Here is a 4,674-nt window from a genome sequence, read left to right as displayed (position 1 = left end):
CCAGCCATGGCTCTTGTGGCCCTGGAACAAGCCGTAACTGCTTGATCTGGCTACACATGCTTCTCGGCGAGAGCAGGCGATGGCGATTTGCAATTTCGCAACGACACAAGCGCACCTTCAGGCGCGGTACTGTAGGCGAGGACACCAAAGGATCTGCACCCCCCTACCCCCCGCTCGGCAAGTGGCGGATCGTCACGATGGCGCTCTGGGATGCTGACTTCCTGGACATCCGCGAGCCCGCCTACATCACCTTCGATTAGCAGGGTCGTGTCGCATTCGTGTTCGGCGCAGTCCAGGGCGGTCTCCACTGCCGCTACGGCCCGAACAGCGTCCGCTTCACGTGGCAACTCCGACGAGATGGATCCATTCAGCGGCGCCGATGATGCCGAACTCGATGAGGATGGGTTCCTTACGGGCGAGATCCGCTTCCACGACGGCGACCTCCTTACGGCCCGCGAGGCCCGTCATTCCGGCCGGTTCCGACCAGACCCGCCGCCCGTAGGCGATCGATGAGGCTCGGCTTCTTGACGTGCTGTTCGTGAAGACGGCCCAAGCGTCCCTCGACCTCTTCCCGCCGCCCCGAACGGACCGCAAGCTCACGCAGGTCCTTCAGGAGCGCCATCGCGGCGTCGTACTTGCCGGGCTGCTTGGTCGCGATCAGCGCCTCCACCTCACCCCAGGCCTCCGCCTCACGCCTGGCCAGCGAGGCGAGGTAGCGCTCATGAGCCTCGGCGGCCTCGCGTTCCTGCTGGGCCCGCTCGCGAGCGGCGTGCTCGGCCTCTCGCCGACGCCGCTCCTCAGCGCGCTGCTCGGCAACCCCGAGGAGTTCACCGACGGTACGCCGTCTGGCTGCCGTCTCGGACGGGGACGCCGTGCGAGAAGCGCGAAGGCGGCGGACGAGCTCAGCGCGAAGGTGCGGCTCGTCGCCTCTGATGAGCCGCACGAGCAGTGCCCTCTTCTCCGCCTCCAGCAGGCCCGAGACCCAGCGCTCCATGTCCTCGTCCGGGAGGGGCTCCTCCGCTTCCGGGCTGCCCGCCGCCGCGGCCCCGAGAAGGTCGCGGTCGATGCGCATGAAGGCGACGAAGGCCTCCTGTGCCGCGCTGAGCCTGCCGAGCCCGGACGGGCAAGGCGGCTCCCGATCACCCTCGTCGAGCTCGCCGGCCTGCGCGCACAGCAGCCAGCCCAGGTAGAGAGCACGCAAGTCACCGCTCGCGATCTCGGCACGCAGCGGGACAAGCGAGGACAGGCTGCCGTCCTCGTCCTCCTCGAACCAGTCGCTGCCCTCGTCCTCTGACAAGAACTCGAGGATGACGTGCTCGCCCTTGACCCGTGCCAAGGCGGCCTCCCCGCGGCAGTACCGTCTCGCCGTAGCCGAATCGAGCACGCGCTGGGGAAGGCGCAGCATGAGCTCGCGTGCGCCCCAGTTGGCGAAGTAGAGGAAAGCGTCGAAGTACCTCTTCATCCAGACGCGAGGATCACTCTTGAAGTTGCCCCACTCGTAGTGGTTCGTGAACCGGGTGGCGGTGATCATGGCGCGCGACGAGACGGCACGGAGCTCCTGCCTCTGGCGCTTGGTGAGCGGCCGGTCGATGGCCAGGAACTCGTAGTACTGGTACTCGCTCACGAAGCCCCCTCACGCGAGTATGGCACCTCTGCCTGGCAGCCCCGTCCAGCTCTCGGCGCCGCCCTCGAGATCGCGCAGCCAACGGGCTCAGCGGGCGGACCGCGAACAGCTCACGAACAGCCGCTCGGCCTCGCTGGCCGGGTCGGAGATGATGCCCTTCTGGTGGAGCCGATCCATCGCGGCCCAGTCGAAGCCCTTCCACGCTCGCCAACAGGCGTGCAGGCCAAGGTAGAGCAGCGCGAGGACGGCCTCGTCCATCCGATCGGTATCGATCTCCATCACGCCATCGCCTCAAGGAGCAGCGGCCAGTCACGGGCCGCCACGGCGATCATAACGTGTGCCGCGCGTCAACCAACCAGCCCGCGGCCCTCACCGGATGCATGCACGGGAACTAGCCAAAATGCCTGGTCTCCTGTCCAGGTAGCCACCCTTGCCATGGCACGGACTGTGTCGAACTTACCTCCCTGCCGACGCGCAAGTCGCCCGCCTTGGATCAGTGCTACCTGGGCCGCAGGCCGACGGAGCTGGGCGGGCTGCGGCCATATGCTGAAGTATCAAGCTCTTGGCTTGCACCTAGCATCCCAACGATCTTCAGGACCCTTGCCAGGGGCTGCTCTGCGCGAAGCCCATCTACCACCTCGATCCTGCCGAGCAGGCCCGCCAGCGCGTCGGACGGCTTCTCGTCGTTCTTGCTGGGCTCAAGCCGAGGCGCAGGATCATAGGATCCTCGATGCCATGCGCTGCCACCAGAGGGCGCCGTCGAAGAGGTTCATGGGCGTGCGTTGGCCTTGTCCGCGATCTGCCTGCAGTGCTCCATCAGCGTGTCGAAGGACTCTGCCTCGTCGAGAAGCAGCCCGTCCTCCACCATGCGAGCATAATCTTCGGACAGGACCACCCGCGCGACGCCTTCGGGCACGAGCCGAAGACCACCGCCAACGGCACGGGCATAATCGATCAGTGACCCGTCGGCCGCCTTCTCTGCGAAGAACATGGCTTTATGCCGGGCGACCGCCTCACCCAACTCGCGATTGTCGAGCGCCCGCTCAACGATTCCAGCCGCATGCAACTTGGAGATGTCGTGCCAGTGACGGGAGAAACGTTCGCCCCGAAGCCGTTCCTGCAGGCAGAACACGTGGACGGCCGTGGCCTTCTCCCAGAACGTGCGCTCCGCATGCATGACGCGCGGACGCGCTGTTGGGAAGATGACACCCTCGACCCACTCCGCCGCATCGCAGACCACCAAGCGTTCGCTGGCCGGCTCACCTGTTGAGCGTGCCCCGAACTCAAGCATCACACGTGGAGCGACGTAGCCGGACCCGCCTGATACAGCCTCGTAGTCGATGAAGAGTCTTTCCTCGTCGGCACGCACGGATGCAGGCAGCCTGCCGACCTTCAGGGCGCTGGCAATGAGCGGCTGGATCTCCGCTTCGATCCATGCCGGAAGACGCTTCCGAACCTCGGCCGACCAGCGCTTCTCGGCGCTGCGTGTTATCGGCAACGCTTCGTCCGCCCTGCCGACCAGATCAGGCGCCAGCGCTCGGATGCTGTAGGTCAGATCTACGTCTTCGGAGAAGCGGCGGATCGCGCCATAAGCCTTGGACAGTGATGTTCCGCCCTTGAAGACAAGATGTTCGCCCAAGGGAGCAGCGAACAGGGTGTCGAGTGCCCATACCACCCAGATGTCCTTCTCCAGGAGATGCGCTGCGCGCCCGGACCGGCTCGTCGCTACCTGGAGCACCTCACGGCGATCGTCGAAAGGGAGACGGAGGAAGAAATCAACCACGTGCCGTCCTGGCGACCGTTCTTGCCAGCCAAGTTGGAAGCTGCGGCGCGATGCTCGCAAGCTCACGGAAAGCCGAAGGCGACAGCTTCCGCTTCAGCGTCTGCAAAGCAGCCTCCGCCTTCTCTGGACCAAGCCAGGCGAGTGCCCGCACGACGTCGCCGGCAGGGCGCCTTGCCAGAGCGAGTTGCCACCTTGGGGCGTGTCGAAGCTCGACGGTCTGCTTGCCCACGGCCAGTGTCCGACTACGGCCCGAGGTCAGATAGACGGAGCGAACCGGTACCTGGGTCGTGAGGCCGAGCGCATTCGCAGCCGCCGCACCGTGCGAGGCGACGACCTCACCTTTCTGAGCCGCCATCGACTCGACCACTTGCTCGACTGCCGGGGTCCGCACACCAAAACGGCTCTCTACCGGCAGCACATAAAGGCCACGACTGGCACGGAGCAGCCGGCCGCGGCGAACCAGCCGAGACAGCGCCTGATCGACTGCCACCCGGCTTCCCAGATGCAGCAGTCCTTTGGTGGTGAGGGCCGTTCCCTCGGGCTGCTGGCCCGCATACTCCAGGATCTGGTCGGACAGGTGCTGCACGATGATCTCCTCTGTCAGAAAATTAGTCATTTTTCTGACAATGTACAACGGTGCCACTTGGTGAGTTCGGCCGGAGAGCGGACGGAGGATGACTAGGCGGCTGCCAGCGCACCGCTGCGGCCATCCTGACCAAGAGGCACAGCCGGCAGCAGGACTGTTGAGATGACGATCGGTCGAGTACCCCGTCGACCGCAGCCGCCCGGTGGCATGATGGAAAGGTCAAGTTCCTGGCGTCGTGCGGGCCGAGCATCCTGGCGCAGCGCACGGGCTGCTTTTAGGTCATCGCTCCAGCGCCCCGGGATCCAGCGCCAGCCGTGCCAGCCGCAGGACCTCATTCGTACCGATTGTCTGATGAGCCTGCGCCATGCATTGCCTTGTTCTGCGAGCGAACAGCATGCCAGTTTCTACCCGCCGAAGCGCATCCGGATTGGGCATCAGTGTCGCCAGTAGGCCGGTCCGCCCAAAGCTGGTCATACGCCAGCACTGGCGCCTCAATAAGCAAGGGTTGCCACTCGTTCGAGGTGCCAGCCGCGGCGGCCACGGCTATACGCAGCGCGTGTGCGATAGCATGCTGCCGCTTTCGGTTGCCGGGTGTGACGCTCCGTTAGGCTAGGCCATGCTGATCTGCTCTGATCTGGGCACTTCTTTCTCGACACCCCATGGCTGACCCCGTCCCAGCAC

Annotated in this window: 5 protein-coding genes and 1 pseudogene; 1 reads left to right on the top strand and 5 read right to left on the bottom strand. The window is 65.4% G+C overall.

Going from position 1 to position 4,674, the window contains the following annotated elements:
* Positions 1 to 260 (top strand): annotated as a pseudogene (locus tag VHL31_RS24405) (hypothetical protein); the annotation flags it as partial.
* Between the two features lie 76 nt (positions 261 to 336).
* Here the strand turns inward: VHL31_RS24405 and VHL31_RS24400 are convergent.
* The 5 genes from VHL31_RS24400 to VHL31_RS24380 form a co-directional block, all read right to left on the bottom strand.
* The gene (locus VHL31_RS24400) at positions 337 to 468 is read right to left on the bottom strand and encodes a hypothetical protein (protein WP_329663854.1); all 132 of its coding nucleotides are present in this window, start codon (positions 466 to 468) and stop codon (positions 337 to 339) included.
* Entirely contained in the window at positions 446 to 1,624 is a 1,179-nt protein-coding gene (locus tag VHL31_RS24395; protein ID WP_329663853.1) for a hypothetical protein, read from the bottom strand. Before VHL31_RS24395 ends, VHL31_RS24400 begins: the two co-directional genes overlap by 23 nt.
* Before the next feature lie 87 nt (positions 1,625 to 1,711).
* A complete protein-coding gene (locus VHL31_RS24390) occupies positions 1,712 to 1,903 on the bottom strand; it encodes a DUF6429 family protein (protein WP_329663856.1) in 192 nt (63 codons plus the stop codon).
* Positions 1,904 to 2,393: 490 nt separating this feature from the next.
* Entirely contained in the window at positions 2,394 to 3,407 is a 1,014-nt protein-coding gene (locus VHL31_RS24385; protein WP_329663852.1) for a nucleotidyl transferase AbiEii/AbiGii toxin family protein, read from the bottom strand.
* Positions 3,400 to 3,993: a DUF6088 family protein gene (locus tag VHL31_RS24380; protein WP_329663851.1), complete on the bottom strand. Its 594-nt coding sequence runs from the start codon at positions 3,991 to 3,993 to the stop codon at positions 3,400 to 3,402. The genes VHL31_RS24385 and VHL31_RS24380 overlap by 8 nt, the downstream gene beginning before the upstream one ends.
* Between the last annotated feature and the right edge of the window lie 681 nt (positions 3,994 to 4,674).

Source organism: Geminicoccus sp., from assembly GCF_036263595.1.
Taxonomy (GTDB): Bacteria; Pseudomonadota; Alphaproteobacteria; order Geminicoccales; family Geminicoccaceae; genus Geminicoccus.
This window is presented reverse-complemented; position numbering and strand designations above follow the sequence as displayed.